The following is an 18202-nucleotide window of genomic DNA, read 5'->3' as shown; positions in this document are numbered from 1 at the left end:
TCCCGCGACCGCGTTCACATCGGCGGGCTAGAATCGCCCACAGTCCCCAACGAGACCCGCCATGCTGGATCAGGAAGCCCTGCTGGCCCCGATTTCGGAACACGCCCCGACCGGTGAAGACCTGTCGTTCTCGGCTGAATTCGATCGGATCATCGAAAACCGTCGTGCCGACGACCCGACCCTGGACCAGGGGGCGTGGCAGACCGACATCAAGTACGCTGACTGGAGCAGCGTGCTGCGCGATGCCACCGACCTGCTGCAGACCCGGACCAAGGACCTGCGGCTGGCAGGCTGGCTCAGCGAAGCCGCCACCCAGCTGGAAGGATTCAAGGGCCTCGCCGCTGGCTACCGGCTCACCGCCGGCCTGTGCGACCGCTACTGGGATGACGTGCATCCGCAGGCACCTGACGGCGATTTTGAAGAGCGCATCGGCAACCTGAGCTGGTTGCTGACCAACTCGCTGCAATGGCTGCGCTCCGTGCCGATTGCCGTCGCGCCGCAGGGGCGTTTCAGCCTCGCCGACTTCGAGCATGCCCATGCCCGTGCCAACAGCGGCGAAGAGGATGACGGCCGCCCTGGCCTGGACATTCTCACTGCCGCCCGCCGCGATACCCAGCACGGGTTCTACCGGCAGCTGGCCGACGACCTGCCCGACTGCAGCCAGGCCCTGGCCGAACTGCAGGCCGCGGTCGACAACCGCCTGGGGCTGGATGGCCCAAGCTTCAGCGCGGTGCGTGAGCAGCTTGAACACCTGCAGCGCACCGTGCTGCGCTTCGCACGCGAAGCCGGGGTGTTGCTCGATGGTGAAACCGAAGCCTCCTCCGACGATTTTGAAGATGCATCGTTCGGCCATGAGGCGCCGGCGTCCGAAGCGGCCCCGGTGACAGCACCGCGTGGCCCTGCGGGTGCACCCGGCTCGCGCAAGGAAGCGCTGCAGCAGCTGCGCCAGGTCGCTGAGTTCTTCCGTCGGACCGAACCGCACAGCCCCGTGGCCTATCTCGCCGAGAAGGCCGCACGCTGGGGCGAGATGCCGCTGCATGTCTGGCTCAAGCGCGTCATCAAGGACCACGGCACGCTGGAACAGATGGAAGAGATGCTGGACGTCAATCCAGATGACTGATCTGCCTGCGGATCACGCTCGTGCGGGGACCGGGTCTGGCCCGATCCCCGTCATGTTTACTGGATCTTGAACTCGATGCGCCGATTGCGTGCGCGGCCATCGTTGCTGGTGTTGTCCGCCACCGGCTCGTCCGGTCCCTTGCCGACGACATCCATGTGGCTGCCCGGAATGCCCTTGGACACCATGTAGTTCTTCACCGACAGCGCACGCGCGTGGCTGAGCGCCAGGTTCGATTCGCGCTGCCCGACATTGTCGGTATGGCCGATGATCAGGAAACGGCTGTCCGGCATCTGCGCCATCTTGGCGACCATCTCGTCGAGGATGCTCATGCCGAACGGGGTCAGACGCGCACTGCCACTCTGGAATTCGATGATGCGGTTGGCCAGCGTCTGGTCCAGCACGTTCTGCTGCGAGCCGACCTTCAGCGCGTTGGTCACGGTGTAACTGGTATTGCTGGCCAGACTCAGGTCGCTGGCCACCTGCTGCCGCAGCGCTTCGTTGCCGACCTCACCGGTGATCCGCACTGCCTGTCCGTTCACTTCCAGCTTGCCGGGCGACACCCGCTTCAAGCCGGGATTGATCATGCCCGCCACGTAATCGCCCCAGTTCGGTGGGGTCGCGATCGTCTCGACCTGGATGCGGTCGACCACGCGCTCGGCGCCATACACGGCACGCAGATTGTTCAGCAGCTTGGCCTTGGTCGCCTGGTCAGGCACCACGCCTTCGATCACCACCGGTCGTTCGGTGGCAGCCTGTGCCGCAGCAGGCGCGTTCTGCGCGGCCAGCGGCACGGCTGCGAGCAGCAGCGGCAACGCAAGGGAGAGAGGGTTGCACAAGCGCATCATCAGGTTCCCAGGAAAGTCTCGCCGAACAGCTTGCGTGCGGTGGCCAGGGCCAGATCGTCACGGTCGAGGAAGCTGCCGAAGCGGTTGAGGTTGTAATCGCCGCGCAGATAGTCGTCCACCCATTCCGAATGCTGGATCCGGATCAGGAAGTCGCCGGCTTCCGCCGGGGCCAGCACCGCACGCAGCACCTGGCGGTCGGCGCCGTTGAAACCGACGATCATGCTCGGCGCAGCGTCGTTGCGGATCAGCACCGCCAGTTCGAAATCGCCGCGGGAGACGAAGCTGGACAGCAGATCCAGCCAGAATGCCGCCACCAGTGGGCGATAGGCCGGGTCACGGACCAGCGGAAACACCAGCGCCTTGTCGATGTTGACATCGCCCCCGCTGAGCACCGGCTGCAGCAGCAGGCCCAGTGCCGGCAGCACCTGTCGCAGCGCCACCTCGCCGTGACCGGAATCGCGCAGGCGCGACTCGAGGTCTGCCACCGAGGTGCTCTCCAGGAAGTCCTGGAAGCTGCCGTTGTAGTCACCGGGATCGGTGCTGATGCTGAAACGTGCGTCCGCCAGCTGCGCCAGCGCCTGCGCCGCGTCGCTTTCCTGGTAGGCCTGGCGTGCCAGGCGGGCCAGTCCGGACCAGGCGTTGGACATCGCCAGCGGGCTGCGGCCGATGAACGGCAACGGTTCCGGCGCATCCAGGCGCAGCGCGGACAGCAGCGGGAAGCGGCGTTCGGAGGAATCGCGGCTGGCCAGGAAGTGCCCGCACAGCACCATCTTGCTGCGAGAACCCAGGAACGCGTAGTGGATCTCCGGTGCCTCGTCGTAGCGCTGCTTCCAGTCCGGGCTCTGGCTCAGCAGTTCCAGGCTCTCGCCCGCCCACCGGTCCAGCCAGCCCAGCAGCTGGTGATTGTCGGCCGCACGGACGAAATCACCGCGCGATGGCACCTTGCCGAAGTAGGAAACTCCGGCACTGACGACGCGGCTCATTGCGCACCTCCCGTGGTCTGCGCCGCAGCAGGCGCGGTGGCCGCCGGCGCGGGCGCGGCAGGGGTACCACCGGCCACCCGCTCGGGAAGCTGCAGGCCGCGCTGCCAGTCACCGCCGCCCTCGCTGCCGCTGCCGGCCCGGCGGACGATGCGCATTTCCACCGTCACGGCCACACCATTGCCGTTCCAGGTGATACGGCTGGAATCATCCAGGCGCTCGTATTCGCCTTCGGCCATCAGGCGGTTGAAGCCGTTCGCGCCCGGTGCACTGAACACCTCCACGGTACGACCGTCGCCGGTCACCGCCGTGATCTTCACGCCCGGCACCTGCCCCGCGTTCGGGTACTGCATGGTGGTCCACTGCGGCGGGGTATTGCGATAACGAAGCACCTGGCCATCGATCTCGATGCTGTACTCCAGCGCGCCGGCAGCCGGCGACGGCAGGATCTCGAAGATCGTGGTGTCCTGCGCCGCGCCGGCGGCAGAGCCGCTCACCCAGTTGCCATAGTTGGCAACCAGCTCAGCCGACAGGTTCACACCCTGCCCTGCCCAGCGGCGGGTCTCCAGCAGCGGACCGCGCTGGATCACCAGCGTGCCGAGCGCGTCCTTGTTGAAGGCGGCAATGCTGCCACTGGCACCGAAGATGCCGGCGATGTCGCTCGGTGCGGCATCCACATCCGAGTTGAGGTTGAACGGGTACTGCTGCCCGATGCGTGCCTTGAACGGGTCGTAGACCTGCGCCTTCCAGGTCTTGTTGACCTCATCTTCGGTCGGCGGGATCAGGGCGCTGAAGGTCTGGGTCAACGGGCGCAGCAGCAGCGGGCGCAGGGCTTCACGCTGCTTCTCGTCCAGCCCGGTCAGTACCTGCTCGTCGACCAGCGCCAGGCCCGCGCTCAGTTCGGAGCCTTCATTGCTGAAGGTGTCCTGCATCAGCTTGCGGGTGCCCACGCCGATTTCGCCCTGGCTCTTGATGGCATTCAGGCGCGCACGCAGTTTGCCCAGGGTCTCGAAGTAGGCCGTGATCACTGCCGGCTGATCGCCGCGCTCACTGGTGAGCCGCGCGATGCCTTCGAACGCCTTGCCGATCGGACCCACCGGCTGCGCGGCGGCCGTCGCTGCCGGGTCCTTGCGCAGGATGGTGCGCTGGAACCAGGCCACGAAGCCCTTGCGCGCCTTGCTCGAACGCGCCTGCGCCGGCGGGTTGTCCCATACCGTCTCCTCGTTGATGCGCTCCAGCAGAACACGGAGCGGCGAGTTGCCAGGATCACCCAGCTTGTTGATGCGGGCCACCGCCTCGTCGAACGTACTGAACTCGGCCACGCTCAGGCCCTGCACGAACTTGCTCCACTCGCGCGCGTAGTCGTTCTTGTACAGGGTCACCAGCTCGCGCGAGACATGCTCGGGGCTGCCGGCCAGCGACAGATCGCTCTGCTCGGTGGTACCCAGCACCCAGTCGGTGGTGCTCAGCTGGGTATTGGCTGCTTCCTTGATCGCATCCTTTACGTACTCTTCCCACGCCTTGCGCGAGAACGCACCGGAAATCGCATAGCTGCCGTTGATCAGGCGCCCGTTGCGCTCCACACCCACCAGGCTGTCGACGGTGGTGGTTCCAAAGCGGGCGCCGGCACGTGCCTTGATCTGCGCGTACACGCGCTCCATCGCCGGCTGCCCCTTCATCACCTGCCCCAGCGCCTGACGCGTGTCGGACACCAGCGTGACCTTGTTCTGTATCTGCGGCCAGCTGGGCTGGCCCGCCTGCGCTACGTAGAAGGTCATCAGCTTCTCGGCCGCGCGCACCATCTCCTCACGGCTCATCTGGCCGCGGTTGGCCTCCAGCCAGGTGCGCCAGAACAGGGTCAGCTGCTGCGACAGGTGAGCACCTTCGACGTACTTCGGGTTACCCAGCATCAGGTAGGTCTTCAGTGCGTTGTACGCATCGTTGGTGCTGGTCGGCGATGCGTTCTGATACAGCACCTCGCTCTCGGCGGCAGCGCTGCCGCCCTGGCCGAGCTTGTCGCGCTCGGCGACCACCTGGCCGAGATAGTTCTCCAGATTGGAGACGGTCGGCGCCAGCATCACCTGCTGCATGCCGTGGTTGTACTCACGCAGCAGCTTCTCGCGGATCGCGGTGCCCTGGTACAGGCCCAGATGGGTGGTGACGCCGCCTTCCTTGCCATAACGGTCCAGCTGCTCCATGCGATCCTGCAGCAGAAGCAAGGCATCGATACGCGACTTCAGATCCATGCGGTCCTTCTGCACGCGCACGGCCTGATCCAGATCCTTGGTGGCATTGGCCACCAGCTGGGCATTGGTGGTGTACGACCAGGTCCACAGGCCCAGCGCGAGCGCCAGCACACCCACCGCGCCCAGGAACACGCCATAGCGCAGCCGGTTCTGGTGCGGGCTGGAATACTGCCGGACCAGTTCCTTGTCGGCGAAGATCACCTTGCGGAACAGGTCCTTGAGGAAGAACGCCGTATGGCCGGTCGGCGCCTCATCGACATTGGACCCGCGCTCCAGGTTGAACTGGCGGCCGACGCGTTCGGACGCGTGATGCACCGAACGCCCTTCCTGCAGTGCGCTGGAGAAGTAGAAGCCACGGAACACCGGCTTGAACTGGTAGGGGTTGTCCTCGAACAGCGTAGCGATGAAGGTGCGCAGCGCCGGCTTGATGCCGACGAACTCCAGCGGCAACGACAGCAGCCCAGGCGAGACTTCACGGCCACGCTGCATCGCCATGTGGGTCAGGCTCATTTCCTTGATGCCTTCGGCCAGCTCGTCGAAATGGCTGTCGAATGCCGCCAGCGCGTCGCCCTGCTGATGCACGTCGAACGGCAGAGTCGCACCCCACACATGCTCGCGCTCGCCGGGATCGAGGTTGCGGAAGAACTCGCTGAAACCGGCGATGAGGTCGGCCTTGGTGAACAGCACGTACACCGGCGCGAACACTTCCAGCCGCTCGGTGATTTCCTGCACGCGCTGGCGCAGGTTCTTGGCCAGCTCGATCGCGAACTCCGGCTTGCTGCCGGACAGCTCGGCCAGGCTGGCGGCGATGATCACGCCGTTGATCGGTGCGCGCGGGCGGTTCTTCTTCAGCAGGCCGAGGAAGGTCAGCCACTCCATGCGGTCCTCGACGCTGACCGAGTAGCGGCCAGCGGTGTCGAGCACAATACCGTTGGTGGTGAAGTACCAGTCGCAGTTGCGGGTACCACCGATGCCCTGCACCACGTTGCCGCGGTTGTCCTCGAACGGGAACTGCAGGCCGGAATTGAGGATGGCCGTACTCTTGCCCGCAGCCGGATTGCCGATGATCACGTACCACGGCAGCTCGTACAGCGCGGCGTTGCCCTTCAGCACGCCCATCCGCGAGGACTTGATCTGCTTGACCGCGTCCATCATGCGCGTGCGCAGCGCCTCGGTATCGGCACGTTGGGCGGGTTGAGCGGTGGCTACCGCCTTGTCCGCCTCATCCTTGACCATCGCCTCCACGCGCTTGGCCGCGCGACGGGCCAGGATCCGCTTCACGATCCAGACCAGCAGCGCCAGCACCAGCAGGCCGGCCAGCACGATGGCCACCCAGATGCCGATCTGCCGTGCTTCGGCCTCACCGTAGTGGGCCAGCGCAGCGGCACCGACCAGGCCGAGCACCATCCAGAGACGGTAGTCGCGCAGGTAGTAGCTGAAATTGCTCAAACTCATGCAGGGATCCAGGAAGTCAGGGGGCCGACGGCGCATCGGCCGCCTGCGTCGGGGAAGGAAGAGGGTCGACCAGGCCGAACAGTCGCTGCTGGTTGTCGGCCACGCCGAGCAACAGCACCGGCTCGGCCTGGCGGTCAAGCTGTGCGCGGGCCAGTGCCAGCTGCGCCAACGGCAGCACCGGGCCCAGTTCGCCTGCGCTGATCGCCAGCGCCAGGCTCTGCGGACTGAAGTCCAGGTCGGGAGCCAGCGACGCCGTGATGGCGGCGGCATCGACCATCAGATCGCCCCGGTGATCGGCATCATGCAGCACGAACTGGGCCTGTGCTCCCTCCAGGCCCAGCATCTGCTGCCACTGCGCAGCGAGCGTCGCCAGCTGACGGCGCTGTTCGGCCGGCCGGGTCGCCTCGATCTGCTCGGCGCGTACCAGTTGCGGGCGCCACAGCCGCGCGTCGCCTTCATGGGCAACGCCCCGGCTCGCCAGCAGGACGCCGGCGGCACCCTCGCCCGGTATGCGGCCATCCGGATTCTGTGCGGTTGCCAGCACACCGGAGGACTGCCATGAGGAAACGATGCCGGCATCGATCGAAGAAGACGCGGACACCAGCAGGTGCCAGCGTGGCTCGCCCTGATCCAGTGCGTCGATCACCCGTTGCAGGTGCGGCCACACCTCGCGTGCGCCGTCCAGCGAGGTGACCCGGACATCGAAGCGGCGCGCATCGATGCCTGCCATCCGCGCCTGTTCCAGCAGCCATGTCTGCACCCAGGGGCGCAGCGCATCGGACCAGCTGCCCGGCACCAGCAGCTCGACGCTCAGTACGTTCTCCACGCGCTGTTCGTCGCGACGCCGCAGACCGGCCACCACCACTTCCTCGGAAGCCATGATTTCCGGCAGCGCCGCGGATGCTGCCTCCAGCAGTTCCTCCAGCACCGGCTGCAGCAGGGCAAGCGCACGCCGTTCGTGGGCTGCGGTGTCGATGCCGTCCTGACGGGCCTGCAGCACCAGGAACTCATCGAGGTCCTGCGCCGCGCTCATGCGCACCGGCAGGTTGTAGTTGTCGCGGAAGCGGCCATCGAGCGTCGGACGCGGCGGCGCAGCGGCAGCAGCCAGCCATGATTGGGCATCCAGATCCACACCCAGCCTGAGGCCACCGGCAATCAACGCCACCGATGGCGGCACCATCACCTTCGTCGCGACGGCTTCGCCTTTGCCCTTGGTCGGCTCCCCATCGTTGGCCGCAGCCTTGTCCAGCGCCGCATCGACGCCACGGCGCGCGGCGCCACGCAGCATGAAGCCGGCACCGCTCAGGCCGACGGGCAGCAGGCCCAGGTAGGCCAGCATCTGCATGCCGGTCGGTACCGTGCCGCTGTTGCGCCAGTAGAGAATCGTCGCGCCCCAGGTGGCGACGAAGATCATCACCACCGAAGCTGCTTTGCCCAGCCATCCTGCCATCAGTTGCCCTGCTCCATGCGCTGCTCCTGTCGACCGCGCAGGTCAACGCAGACCGGTCATGGCCTGCGAAGCGACCAGCGTCGCTCCACACGCGGTGCGGTCGCCGTCGCGCGCCACCGGCTGACCGTCGATGAGCACTGTCGCGTCGCCACTGACAATCGTGGTCGCGCCATGCACGGCGCACAACGCACGATCACCGACGCGCGCCACCGGCCTGCCATTGATGTCGGTCTGTCCGGTGCCCGCCACCACGGTCCCTCCGTGGCTGAGCGGGTCACCGACGACGATAAACGGTCGTGCCATCCATCATGCTCCTTGATCCATGTGTGACCCGGCGTTCCATCGCCCCCCGGTTCCCCCGACGACGCAGGCCATCGGCGTAACCATACCAGTACCGCCGTGCGGTTATCACCCTTGACGGGACAGTTCCTCGCGCTTTGCTACCCGGGCGGCGCGGCAGCGGTCCGTCATTTCCACGTGAACATAGTCCTTGATGCTCCGCCAGTTTCCGCCCCAGTCCAGGCCCGCCTGTTCAGCCAGCTCGCCGTACAGGAAGTACCCACGCCGGGTCCACGGATCTTCCATGTCCCATTGCAGCTTGCCATCGCGGATGGGTGCGCTGTCCACGCCCAGCCCATACTGGTGGCAGCTCTGCCAGGCACCGGCCCGGGTCGCCTTGCCACCCGCCATCAGTTCGGCCTGCCGCTGCGGACTGCGATAGCCTTCGATCAGCACCATTTCGTAACCGTACTGGCGTCGCATGACCTCATAGATGGCCAGCACGCGCTGCTGCAGATCGGGATCGATCTGATCCCATTTGCGATCAGCCGTGACGATTTCGGGCCGCAGACGACGCACTTCGGCAGTGGTGAACACCTCCGGCGGCGGCGGCGGCGGCGGCGTCAGCCGCTCCCCGCGTAGCAGCTGAGCGACCATCGAACTCGATTCCGCCAGATCATCGCCCCTGAAATCCTCCAGCACCACGGTCTGCCGCGTGACGAATATCACAGTTGGAGGAATCAGCAGCAACGCTGCGGCGACAACCAGAATGAGCCAGTGACGCCGCAGTGCGCCGTGCACGGCTCCGACCTCTTCACGAACCCCACTGCGCACGCGGGTGGCGCCGTGGCCGACCCGGTCACCGACCTGCCCCGCCCGACGACGGAATCCGCCCAGACGCTTCGCGATCGCCTGACGCAGCGATTCGACCGTCTCGGGGAACAACAGTACCCAGCACACGCCAGCCACCAACAGTACGACGGCAATGGCAGCAACCACGATTGGCAACACCGGTCCTCCCTGACACGCGATCTGGTTGACGCCCCAACCGCTTTCACTAAGAATGCGCAAATTCGCTTCGGCAGTTGCCGACTCAAACCAAGGGCTGGATGCACTTGAATAATGGCGGAATCAATCGGCCAAGTCTGCTCTCAGGGGGAGCGCAGGCAAAGGGCCAGGCCCCGAATTCGGGCCGTATTCTGGCAGACATGGAGGGCCGGCAGGCAACCGCGTCGCCACGTGCCGCACGCGCGCCGTCCAGCGGCAAACGCCGTACGGTCCTGTGGCTGGCATTGGCCAGTGCCGTGGTCGTCATCGCCGGGCTGACCGCCTGGGGTCTGTCCGGTAGTAATGACTACAGCGACCCGTCCGAGTATTCACTGACACCCGACACCGGCCATGTGACCGGGCACCCGGACGCCCCGTCCGTGGCACCGGGTGAAGGTGCCGCGATGATCGTCGATGCACCCGCTTCTCCGACTGAGCCGGCGCTGCCGGCCACCGCCGGGAGCCCACCCGCGCCTGCCGCTGACGCGGCAACCGCTGCTGCGGGCGCTGCCGCAACCACCGGCACCGCTGCAACGACGCGGGCACGGGGCACCCAGCCGGGTGAACGCAGCAGTCGCGCCGCCGGTACCGCAGGCAAGGGCGATGAAAATCTGCTCGGCACCCTGCTCGGCATCATCAAGGAAGAGGACAAGGCCAAGGCAAAAGCCAAGGCCCAGCCTCAGAGCATGGATGATCTGATCGCCCAGATCGAAGCAGACCAGCGCAAACGCGCCGAAGACGAGCGCGCCGCGTTTGAGCGCGTGGCCAGCAAGAAGTCCGCCTCGACCGAATCCAACATCCAGGCGCAGCTGCGCAGCTGCCCCAGCCCCACCTCACTGAAAGGCGTGGACTGCCGGCGCAGGATCTGTGCGGCGGTGAGCGGCAAGGATCCGGCCTGCCCGGCGATGTGATCTGCTTATGGAGAGTCGAGCCATGCTCGACGCTGCGGGGATGGATGCCCGTGAAGATCGAACCGATCAGACGTGTCTACATTGCGCTGGTGCTTGGCCTGTTTTGCCTCACCTCGCACTCGATGTACCACACGCTTTTCACGCTGGCAGTCGAAGGCCTGGCGCTGGTTCGCCATCAGCCCGCCACTGGGCTCCATGGCGCTGCTCGTCTTTACCGTGCACCACGTCACGACGCATCAGCTGGGTGAGCGCACGCCCCAGTTCCCACCGATTGGGCTTCAGGAGCTGCCAGTGGTCCACGGCATAAGCGCCAGCAGAACCATCGGCGTAAGCACGATCACTGCATTGAGTAGTGCCGGCAGCAACCAGCGAACCCATAGCGCGCCGCCTGCCCACTGCTGCGGGTGCGCGCCTGGGCTGGGCGATGCCTTCATCGCCAGGGAATCCAGCTCGTCGGCCAACGCATCGGGCCAGGCAACACGCGGGGCACGACGCAGCAGCCAGAATCCCGTCAGTTCGAACCAGAACATAAAGCTGCCGAGAAGCAGGATATGAAGCCATCCGGAAAGCCCTCTGACGCGATGATCACGATCAATCCAAGGATCGAACACCAGCCGCTCCAACTGCACCAGGTCGGCCCGGACCCCGACCAATCGTGGAGGGGCCGCGCTCACAGGAAGTGTGCTCATGTCGCCGTTCATGTAGTGCCGAAGAAATTCCCATAGCTCTTCGGGACCGGCGTCGTTGAGCGCGGGCTCCGACAGGGGCAGGAATGTGTCGATCTGGCGACTGCCTGGCACCAGCGTTACGACGGCAAGCACCTGAACTGGCGTGGACACATGCTTGCCGCGGACCGAATCCCATCTGCTGATGGGTACCACGGTATCGTAGTCCAGACTTTTCCAACCCCTGCTTGCGTCCAACCAAGCGTAGAACTTTCCAAGCCGACGACTGAGCACCACCGGCGGCTCCGCAGGTTTGCGATACAGATGACGGGCCAACGCCAGGCAGCCAATCATGCCGGCAATAAACAGCGCTGCCAGCACCATCAAATGCGGCCAGCCTTGCGTCTCGCTTTTGATCGCCAGCAGCACATTCATCGCCATGCTGAACAGCGGTAGCAGCGCCATCAGTGACAGGACGAATAGAAAACCCCGATGTGAGGACCGCCTCCAGGCCGAAAACACCAGGCAGTTCTTATCGTTCCACTGAACCGCGCGACCAGGGCCCACACGCGCGCATCCCGGCAGACCCGCGTTCGTCAGGAAATGTCCCCAGTAGCCATTCCGCTCTGGAAGCACCTGGAATCCAGCCATAGCGGTCACCGTGCCTTGCCCCCACTTTCGTTCAACAGCTGCCGCACCCCATCATTGCGAGCCATCGCTGCGGCTATCGACTCTTTCCAGAAGCGCTCCATCTCATCTGCGCGCCCTGCTGAATGATCGACTCGCCCGTACACTGCCGGCGCGCGGAGCGGCGGCACACTGGAGGACCCAGATGCTCCGCGACGGACCACAGCGGCCGGCCAGACGGGCTTGCGGCACAATTTCATTGTCAGGAAACGGAATAGCGCCCAAGGCAATGTAATGGGCAGCGCCATCCACATCAGTCCCGCGCCAGCGGAAGACACATGGATGATGAAGGCATTTCGCAACGTCGGCGCCACCGATGTGTAAAGCTGAAGCGGAGGAAACGGAAGTGCTGAACGCCCTTCCTCCATGAAGCGGCGGATCATCTCCCAATGTGCGAGCGTGATCGCTGGGTTGGGACCGCTGTCAGATCCAACAGCAAACGTATAGACGACCTGCTCCCCATCCATCACAAGCCCCCGAAGATCGTAAGTACATCCCTCATCGGGGCCCGCAGGCTTGTCCCTACCAATAACAAACCTAACATCCCGCCATGGAACCGAGACCACCCTCTCACGCTTACCCGTAAACACATGTACCTGTTGTGCGACTCGATCAAACCGAACTGGGTAGTACTGATAGCGTAGAACATCCCGCAAGAGCAGTTTGCAGAAAATGAACGCCAGAAATGCAAGAGCGAGAGCGATCAAGCCTCCGATCGCATACGTGTCACCTGACTCGAGCGGCCCAGCTCGGTCAACCAGAGAGGAAGTTGCATGCAGGATCGCCACGACAAATAGCAATCCCAGCGCAATGAATACACTCGCCCCCATCAATGCCCAACCGCGATATAGGAAGTGACGATCAACATACTCAATGCAGTCATCATCAATGGCGATGATTCCCTTATCGATTGGCACAAACGTGGATGAGTCGAAACGGCGCACATCGGCAGCCTTTTCGTACTCAGTAAGGGGACGATTGTTGCGATACCTCTGGGCAAGCCAACCTGCAAATTGACTCATCAGGACCTCGGACCCGATCAAATTAAGGTCATGCCACGCCGGTACAGCACAGCAGTCAACCAAGCGGACGTTCAGTCAAACAACAAACGATGTAGATGGCCCAGCCCCGTCACTGAAAGGCGTGGACTGCCGGCGCAGGATCTGTGCGGCGGTGAGCGGCAAGGATCCGGCCTGCCCGGCGATGTGATCCCGAGCCCTGCCTGCTGACGCAGGCAGGGAGCTGCCGCAGAGGCCCGCTCAGAGCGGACGCCGATCCGGCTCGAACTGCGCCATCACCTCGGGTTCCACGAGCCGAAGAGGATCGTTGGCATCGATTGCGCACTCGTCTTCCACCCACTGTGGCCACACGGGCGCGCGGCAGGATAGAAGGACCAGCCATCGGCACAACACCAGGGGCAGCAGCAAGGGCATCAGGATGAAGCGTGCGCCCAGCAGGCTGGGACCGAGACTGGCCACCACGAACAGGTAGCAGTTGCGCCATGACGGCGTCACGGACAGGTTCATCTGGCGACCCTCGATGGTATCGACCACCTCTGCCGGCCCCTGCTCCATGTAGCGGCGAATGAACTCCCAGATGCCGCGGATCTTCTGCTCGTCGTCGAAGTAATGGCCCACTGCGAAGGTGCGCTTGATCACCCGATCCTCGAGGATGCTGCAGCGGAGGTCGCGTAGGAACGCCTGGCTGGTCCCCTGCCCGATGTAGAACACGGCCTCATCCCATGGGACGGATACAGCGCCCTCTTCCCCACCCGTGAAGAAATAGACCGTCCGGTTGCGCCGGTTGAACCGTGTCGGATACCAGACATAGGTGAAGAACTCGTAGCGCAGCGTCGTGTGCCAGAACAGCACCGGGGCACCGACCACGCACACGCCGACCATGGCGTACATCACCCAGTCCCAGAAGTCGCCTTCCAGGTTCGGGATCACCAGCGTGAAAAGCAGAAAGAAACCGAACAGGAACAGGGCCAGCGTCCCCAGCAGGACCATGGTGGTCGAGACCATTCCGCGCAGGCGGAACCTTCGGTCGATCAGATCGATGTAGGTCGAGTTGAAATGAACCAACGACGCACGTTCGTCAGGTGCAACCTCCTCGGCGATCCGAGGATCGAAACGCGAGGCGCTCTCCTGCGCCGAGAGAAAGCGATCCGTCGGGAAACTGCGCATCCAGCCGCTGTACATCAATCCGCCTCACTCAATGCCTTCAAGCCTTCCGTCTCCTGCTGGAGACCCTCGAATTTCTTGCTCTTGTGCTTTCCGAAATAGCAGGCATCAAGCCACTTCTGTATCTTCGTCGGCTTGAAGTAGCCGACAATCAACGTGATGATCGCGACCACCAGGCCGATGATCAAGCCGACGAAGGCGAAGGTAGTGAACAGCAGGATGGCGGCGATGATGCTGGCCAGACCCAGGCCAATCATGCAGATGCCATAACCTCGCGAAAGACCGATGTCCTGATAGCCGTCGATGATGTTCAGCGTGCCGCCAATGAATCCTGCCGCGGCGCCAAGGAACTTTCCAAGCCCTCCCAGCAGTCCCGCCCTTGTGCTCAGCTGTCCGGAAAGTGCCCGCAACCTGATGCCGTGGGTGCCAACCCACCAGGGATGCTTCTTCGCCACGCCTGCGCTCAGCTCCATCAGGCCGCCAGTCAATCCCGCGACGCCACCTGCGAAGTTGACGATCTTGACGTCCTTCTCTTCCTGCTTCGCCTTCTTCATCTCATCCCACGCCCGTCCGAGGCTGAAGGCGGTAAAGATGTTCGAGACGACGCCGGCCTTGAAATCAAGATCGAAAACCCGCCTGACATTCCGTTGCAGCAGCGCATCGAACTCCTCGTGCCGCACGATCACCGACTGGGAAATGTGCGCATCGAGCTGTGCACCCCGCAACTGGGTCAGGCGCTGTGCTTCGCCCTCGTCAACGAACATGAGGGCCTGATACGGATAGCGCCGCCCCTGCGCATCCTGGATTCCATCAAGCGATGCGCGCACGGCGCTGCGGTACTGCTGTTCGTTTCCGCCGGAAATGCTTGCCAGCGCGGAGGCCACCATTCGGGTCGCCTGCTTGCGGGTCGCCTCCGTGCGCAGGTCGATCAACCTCAATCGCCGGTTCGGATCCTCCGTCTTGGCGAGTGCCCCCAGCAGAGAGATGATGCGTCGCTCGGGCAGTTTTGCCGCCACCCAGCCCACCGCACCGTTGCCGAATCCATTCAGTCTCGAGACCACCGGGCCGCTGATCTGGAACGCGTACTTGGCGATGGCATTCATCGCCACCTCCATCCACTTTCCGCCAACCGGCGCAGGGCCACCAGCCATCGCCGCCTTGTAGCCATCACTGGTCAGCACGGAATTGAACACGCCCCAGATCTTCTCGGACGCATCCGCCCAGCTGACGCCATCCTTCTTCATGGCCCCCTCCTTGGTAGCCGCTGCCCACCCCTTGATGATCTCCTCCTGATTGGCTGCCAGGGCACGCACCTCGACGGAGCCTGGCTTCTCAGGGTCATCACCAAGGCGATCCATCAGGAACCGGGTAACGCTGGCGCGTGCCGTGGCATCGGTGATGACCAGCATCACCTTGTGGACATAGGCCACGCCGCTGTCGATGTTCCGCCTGTCGAAGTTGTAGATGAAGTGATTTCTGTAAAGATCCGACTTCATCCACGAGAGATACGCAGCATCGAGCGGCTCGATGGTTGCCTTCTCGAATGCGGAGAGCTCTGCGGGGTACTCAACCTCGATGTAGTTCTTCTTCTTGGCATTGTCGAACAGTTCGATATGGTCGCTATTCCAAGCTTCCGTGCCGAGACGATCAGCTTCTTCCTCGGTAATGTAGCCCGCGTACTCCATTTTCTCGCCCGGGTTCCGTCCGCGGTACACCGCGCTGGAGTGCGCGGGGAACCATGTTCCGAAAATTCCCGCCACGGCCGAGCGTGTCTCGCTCGTGCGCTGGACAACGTTGTGCCGCACCGCCATGGCGAGCGCATCAATCGCCTGCGCGCTTTCCCGCTTCCAGCGGCGCAGCGGTTCGTTGGTCCATGCATGGGTCCGTCGGATGATCTGGGCATTCAAGTCCATCGCAATGCCTATTGGATCCTCAAGCGCAACCATTGCGACCGGAATATCCTTTCCGGCCTGCCTGGCGGCCTCAAGCAGCTGGGGAACTTTCCCCACCGCACTGATGAAGGGACTCAATGAGTCGGCGAACGCTGGTGACGTGTTCTGTTGCACGGCGTTGAGCCCGAGCGGCCAGGCAAAGCTGATCGGCTGCATCATCCGCTCGAACAGATCCCCGCCCACCTTGAACTCCGCAACGCTGGAATGATTCGCGGCGAGGGTCGCGGCATGTGACTGCGCTGCTGCGCCTTTGGACTCGCACCACGCGGCACCATCGAACACACGCATGTTCGCCTGCCTCACTGCAGGCTTGTCCATGTGCTCCTTCAGCACGGCAGGGGTCCAGGGCGTATCGCAGAACGCCATCCAGATGTTGCCAACCTTGCCAGGCAGGTGCGCATCAGGAATGGGTATGCAGCGCGCCATCTCGGATGTCGCTCGACGACCGCATGGCGCATTGTCCAGTGCTTCCAGGGTCGGAGGCTGCGACGCGTGCACGTCGAACTCGGAAAGATAGCCCTTGGCATCTACCAGGTAGCCCTTCCACCCCTTGGCACCCAGTCGCTCGTTGAACACATACAGGTAGCCCTCGCGCATTGTTCTCAGGGTGTATTGCGCAAGCGCTCCAGGCAGCGGCACCGCGCTTCCACCACTGGCGAAACTTCCAGCGAGCTTCGGGGCCTGCGCCCAGCCATTGACGTCCGCCCTCGCGACCGCATAACGCAATGGCATGAGCAGCAGGCCTTTTCGGTCACAGGCGGGGCAGTGCTTGGTCAGGTCTTCACAGGGGGAAAGCGCCTTCGCCTTCCCCTGGCCTGCACCCTTGTTGGTCTTGGCAGCAACCTTCTCGTTGTCCCAATGCCCATTGGGATCCGTCGCGACGAACCTGTAGGTGGATTTCCAGGACTCCTTTCGTCCCGCCGGGCGCTCACGGTTACCCCAGAGATAGATCTGTCGGCCATCACTCGTGCTGTAGCACTCACAGGTGACCAGACCTCGCTCGGCGAAGTACTTGAGCGTGGTCCGTCCCTCGGCATCCGGTTCGGAGACGATATACCAACCTGGCTTGAAGTCAGACATCTCTCACTCCTTTGATTTCATTTTCCGACCAGCGCCGCCCGGAGGGGCGTTCGGCCTGGGCTGCTGGATTCGTGGCGCGTGCGAGCGCGAACAGGTCCAGATCGACGGTACCGCCGACGTAGGTCGCGCCATTCTCGCGAACGTCGCGCAGGCAGCGTTGCATTTCCGGGTGTGCGAACAGCGCCTCTCCATGGATCACATGGTCCACGGCGAATGCCTGCTGGTCCTCCGGCACTACAAGCGCTTCCAGTTCGATCGCTCTTCGCAAGGCCACGTCGGCGCGCTCGTGGAGATCTGGATGGGCCGCCATCTGCGGGGCGGCGCGCACCACATCGAGCGCAACACGGTTCACCAGTTCTATCCTGAAGACTGCATCCCACTGACGCTCTGTCCAGCCCTGGCCAGGCTGTCCTGCTTCCGCTGGGCGGTCGATGCTTCCCCAACGATTGAGGTCGGGATCGCGCCACCACCATACGCTGATGGGTCCCATCAAATCACGCAGCTGGAGGGAATCAAGGATGCGGGGAAAATGCATGAATACACGCGGATCGTGGAGCCGTAGCCAATAGCGCGTACCGCCGGGCTTGCGTCTCAGCATTACCGAGCGCAGGTGCGCCGCTACCCGTTCTCCTGACTCACTGCTCCCAAGCAATGCCAGCAACCCACGCAGCTCTCCCTCCACATGCAGATGTTCCAGCTCGTCCAGCAGAGCAAGGCGCAGTGCTGCATCCACCTCATCGAGCACGACCAGATGCGGGCAGATACCGGCAGGCAATGCGAGTCCCGACGGTTCCAGGCTGTGGCACTGGAACCGGGCCAGGAGTGGGATCAGGCCAAGTGTGGATTCACTGATGATCGCAATGGGGTGTTCAAGAAAGTGCCTATGCGAAAAGCTCATGGCATCAGCCCACTCCCACGACAGCCGCACCCGTGCGCTCGGCGTTTGCCGCCTTGGTCGGGCACAGGGCAAGCTTCCCTTCGTTCTTCGTCGCCTCACCGGGCACACTCGCCGGCCCCAGCCATTCCCTCTGGCTCGCCTTGAACTCCACCTTGCCCGGCGCGCCCAGTTCGATGTTGTCGCCCTCGATCCGCAGGTAGGCGCCGGCCGCCGTCGCCAGCAGATGCTTGCTCGGCGCCGACAGCTGCACGTCCGCTTCGGTACTGGCGATGCGTACCTGCGTCTTGGCCGCCACGATCGCCTGGTTCTTGTGCGCACGCGCACTCACCTTGCCCTGTGCCGCATGCAGCGCGATGCCGCGCTCCTGGTTCGGGCTCTCGCCGCTGGGTTCCATGCCGGCGGTG

The 18202-nt window shown here is 64.0% G+C and carries 15 protein-coding genes; 3 read left to right on the top strand and 12 right to left on the bottom strand.

All coding sequences use genetic code 11. The features are described 5' to 3' along the window. The first annotated feature begins 61 nt into the window (after positions 1-61). Positions 62-1120: a type VI secretion system protein TssA gene (tssA, locus tag AC5P76_RS18195; RefSeq protein WP_253118599.1), complete on the top strand. Its 1059-nt coding sequence runs from the start codon at positions 62-64 to the stop codon at positions 1118-1120. Between the two features lie 56 nt (positions 1121-1176). Here the strand turns inward: tssA and AC5P76_RS18190 are convergent, their stop codons facing one another. The 6 genes from AC5P76_RS18190 to AC5P76_RS18165 all read right to left on the bottom strand — a co-directional run bounded on the left by AC5P76_RS18190 (position 1177) and on the right by AC5P76_RS18165 (position 9386). Beyond that, complete coding sequence (locus AC5P76_RS18190; protein WP_111185953.1) at positions 1177-1962, bottom strand: OmpA family protein; 786 nt, start codon at positions 1960-1962, stop codon at positions 1177-1179. Between the two features lie 2 nt (positions 1963-1964). After that, positions 1965-2948 carry a type VI secretion system-associated protein TagF gene (gene tagF / locus AC5P76_RS18185; protein ID WP_253118600.1) on the bottom strand — a complete coding sequence of 328 codons (984 nt, stop codon included), beginning with the start codon at positions 2946-2948 and terminating at the stop codon, positions 1965-1967. Further along, the gene (tssM, locus tag AC5P76_RS18180; RefSeq protein ID WP_253118601.1) at positions 2945-6646 is read right to left on the bottom strand and encodes a type VI secretion system membrane subunit TssM; all 3702 of its coding nucleotides are present in this window, start codon (positions 6644-6646) and stop codon (positions 2945-2947) included. Before tssM ends, tagF begins: the two co-directional genes overlap by 4 nt. A 16-nt stretch (positions 6647-6662) precedes the next feature. Next, on the bottom strand, positions 6663-8096 hold the full coding sequence (locus tag AC5P76_RS18175) for a hypothetical protein (protein ID WP_253118602.1): 1434 nt from the start codon (positions 8094-8096) through the stop codon (positions 6663-6665). Positions 8097-8138: 42 nt separating this feature from the next. After that, entirely contained in the window at positions 8139-8399 is a 261-nt protein-coding gene (locus AC5P76_RS18170; protein WP_053518398.1) for a PAAR domain-containing protein, read from the bottom strand. Positions 8400-8504: 105 nt separating this feature from the next. Continuing rightward, a complete protein-coding gene (locus AC5P76_RS18165) occupies positions 8505-9386 on the bottom strand; it encodes a M15 family metallopeptidase (protein ID WP_345776092.1) in 882 nt (293 codons plus the stop codon). A 197-nt stretch (positions 9387-9583) separates the two neighbouring features. Between AC5P76_RS18165 and AC5P76_RS18160 the strand changes: the two genes are divergently transcribed. Next, complete coding sequence (locus tag AC5P76_RS18160; RefSeq protein ID WP_253118604.1) at positions 9584-10333, top strand: hypothetical protein; 750 nt, start codon at positions 9584-9586, stop codon at positions 10331-10333. 50 nt (positions 10334-10383) lie between these two features. Beyond that, positions 10384-10581 (top strand): hypothetical protein, encoded by a 198-nt coding sequence (locus AC5P76_RS18155; RefSeq protein ID WP_253161716.1) that lies wholly within the window; start codon positions 10384-10386, stop codon positions 10579-10581. Positions 10582-10611: 30 nt separating this feature from the next. Here the strand turns inward: AC5P76_RS18155 and AC5P76_RS18150 are convergent, their stop codons facing one another. The 6 genes from AC5P76_RS18150 to AC5P76_RS18125 all read right to left on the bottom strand — a co-directional run. Further along, positions 10612-11649, bottom strand: a complete 1038-nt coding sequence (locus AC5P76_RS18150; RefSeq protein ID WP_253161717.1) for a DUF6708 domain-containing protein — start codon at positions 11647-11649, stop codon at positions 10612-10614. Positions 11650-11654: 5 nt separating this feature from the next. Beyond that, positions 11655-12707, bottom strand: a complete 1053-nt coding sequence (locus tag AC5P76_RS18145) for a DUF6708 domain-containing protein (RefSeq protein WP_253118606.1) — start codon at positions 12705-12707, stop codon at positions 11655-11657. A 237-nt stretch (positions 12708-12944) separates the two neighbouring features. Next, positions 12945-13886 carry a DUF6708 domain-containing protein gene (locus AC5P76_RS18140; protein ID WP_253118607.1) on the bottom strand — a complete coding sequence of 314 codons (942 nt, stop codon included), beginning with the start codon at positions 13884-13886 and terminating at the stop codon, positions 12945-12947. Next, on the bottom strand, positions 13886-16900 hold the full coding sequence (locus AC5P76_RS18135; protein ID WP_253118608.1) for a T6SS effector BTH_I2691 family protein: 3015 nt from the start codon (positions 16898-16900) through the stop codon (positions 13886-13888). The genes AC5P76_RS18140 and AC5P76_RS18135 overlap by 1 nt, the downstream gene beginning before the upstream one ends. Then, positions 16893-17798: a DUF4123 domain-containing protein gene (locus tag AC5P76_RS18130; protein ID WP_253118609.1), complete on the bottom strand. Its 906-nt coding sequence runs from the start codon at positions 17796-17798 to the stop codon at positions 16893-16895. The genes AC5P76_RS18135 and AC5P76_RS18130 overlap by 8 nt, the downstream gene beginning before the upstream one ends. A gap of 4 nt (positions 17799-17802) precedes the next feature. Then, on the bottom strand, positions 17803-18202 hold a 400-nt coding region (locus AC5P76_RS18125), incomplete at its 5' end, for a DUF2345 domain-containing protein (RefSeq protein WP_495222801.1).

It is taken from the genome of Stenotrophomonas sp. YJH_SMC_36 (assembly GCF_059369935.1).
The sequence above is the reverse complement of the archived record's forward strand: the minus strand, read 5'-3'. Positions and strand labels throughout refer to the sequence as shown.

Bases quoted from the DNA above. Each gene is read 5' to 3' on its own strand.
- tssA (WP_253118599.1), top strand. From the start codon at position 62: ATGCTGGATCAGGAAGCCCTGCTGGCCCCGATTTCGGAACACGCCCCG.
- AC5P76_RS18190 (WP_111185953.1), bottom strand. From the start codon at position 1,962: ATGCGCTTGTGCAACCCTCTCTCCCTTGCGTTGCCGCTGCTGCTCGCA.
- tagF (WP_253118600.1), bottom strand. From the start codon at position 2,948: ATGAGCCGCGTCGTCAGTGCCGGAGTTTCCTACTTCGGCAAGGTGCCA.
- tssM (WP_253118601.1), bottom strand. From the start codon at position 6,646: ATGAGTTTGAGCAATTTCAGCTACTACCTGCGCGACTACCGTCTCTGG.
- AC5P76_RS18175 (WP_253118602.1), bottom strand. From the start codon at position 8,096: ATGGCAGGATGGCTGGGCAAAGCAGCTTCGGTGGTGATGATCTTCGTC.
- AC5P76_RS18170 (WP_053518398.1), bottom strand. From the start codon at position 8,399: ATGGCACGACCGTTTATCGTCGTCGGTGACCCGCTCAGCCACGGAGGG.
- AC5P76_RS18160 (WP_253118604.1), top strand. From the start codon at position 9,584: ATGGAGGGCCGGCAGGCAACCGCGTCGCCACGTGCCGCACGCGCGCCG.
- AC5P76_RS18150 (WP_253161717.1), bottom strand. From the start codon at position 11,649: ATGGCTGGATTCCAGGTGCTTCCAGAGCGGAATGGCTACTGGGGACAT.
- AC5P76_RS18145 (WP_253118606.1), bottom strand. From the start codon at position 12,707: ATGAGTCAATTTGCAGGTTGGCTTGCCCAGAGGTATCGCAACAATCGT.
- AC5P76_RS18140 (WP_253118607.1), bottom strand. From the start codon at position 13,886: ATGTACAGCGGCTGGATGCGCAGTTTCCCGACGGATCGCTTTCTCTCG.
- AC5P76_RS18135 (WP_253118608.1), bottom strand. From the start codon at position 16,900: ATGTCTGACTTCAAGCCAGGTTGGTATATCGTCTCCGAACCGGATGCC.
- AC5P76_RS18130 (WP_253118609.1), bottom strand. From the start codon at position 17,798: ATGAGCTTTTCGCATAGGCACTTTCTTGAACACCCCATTGCGATCATC.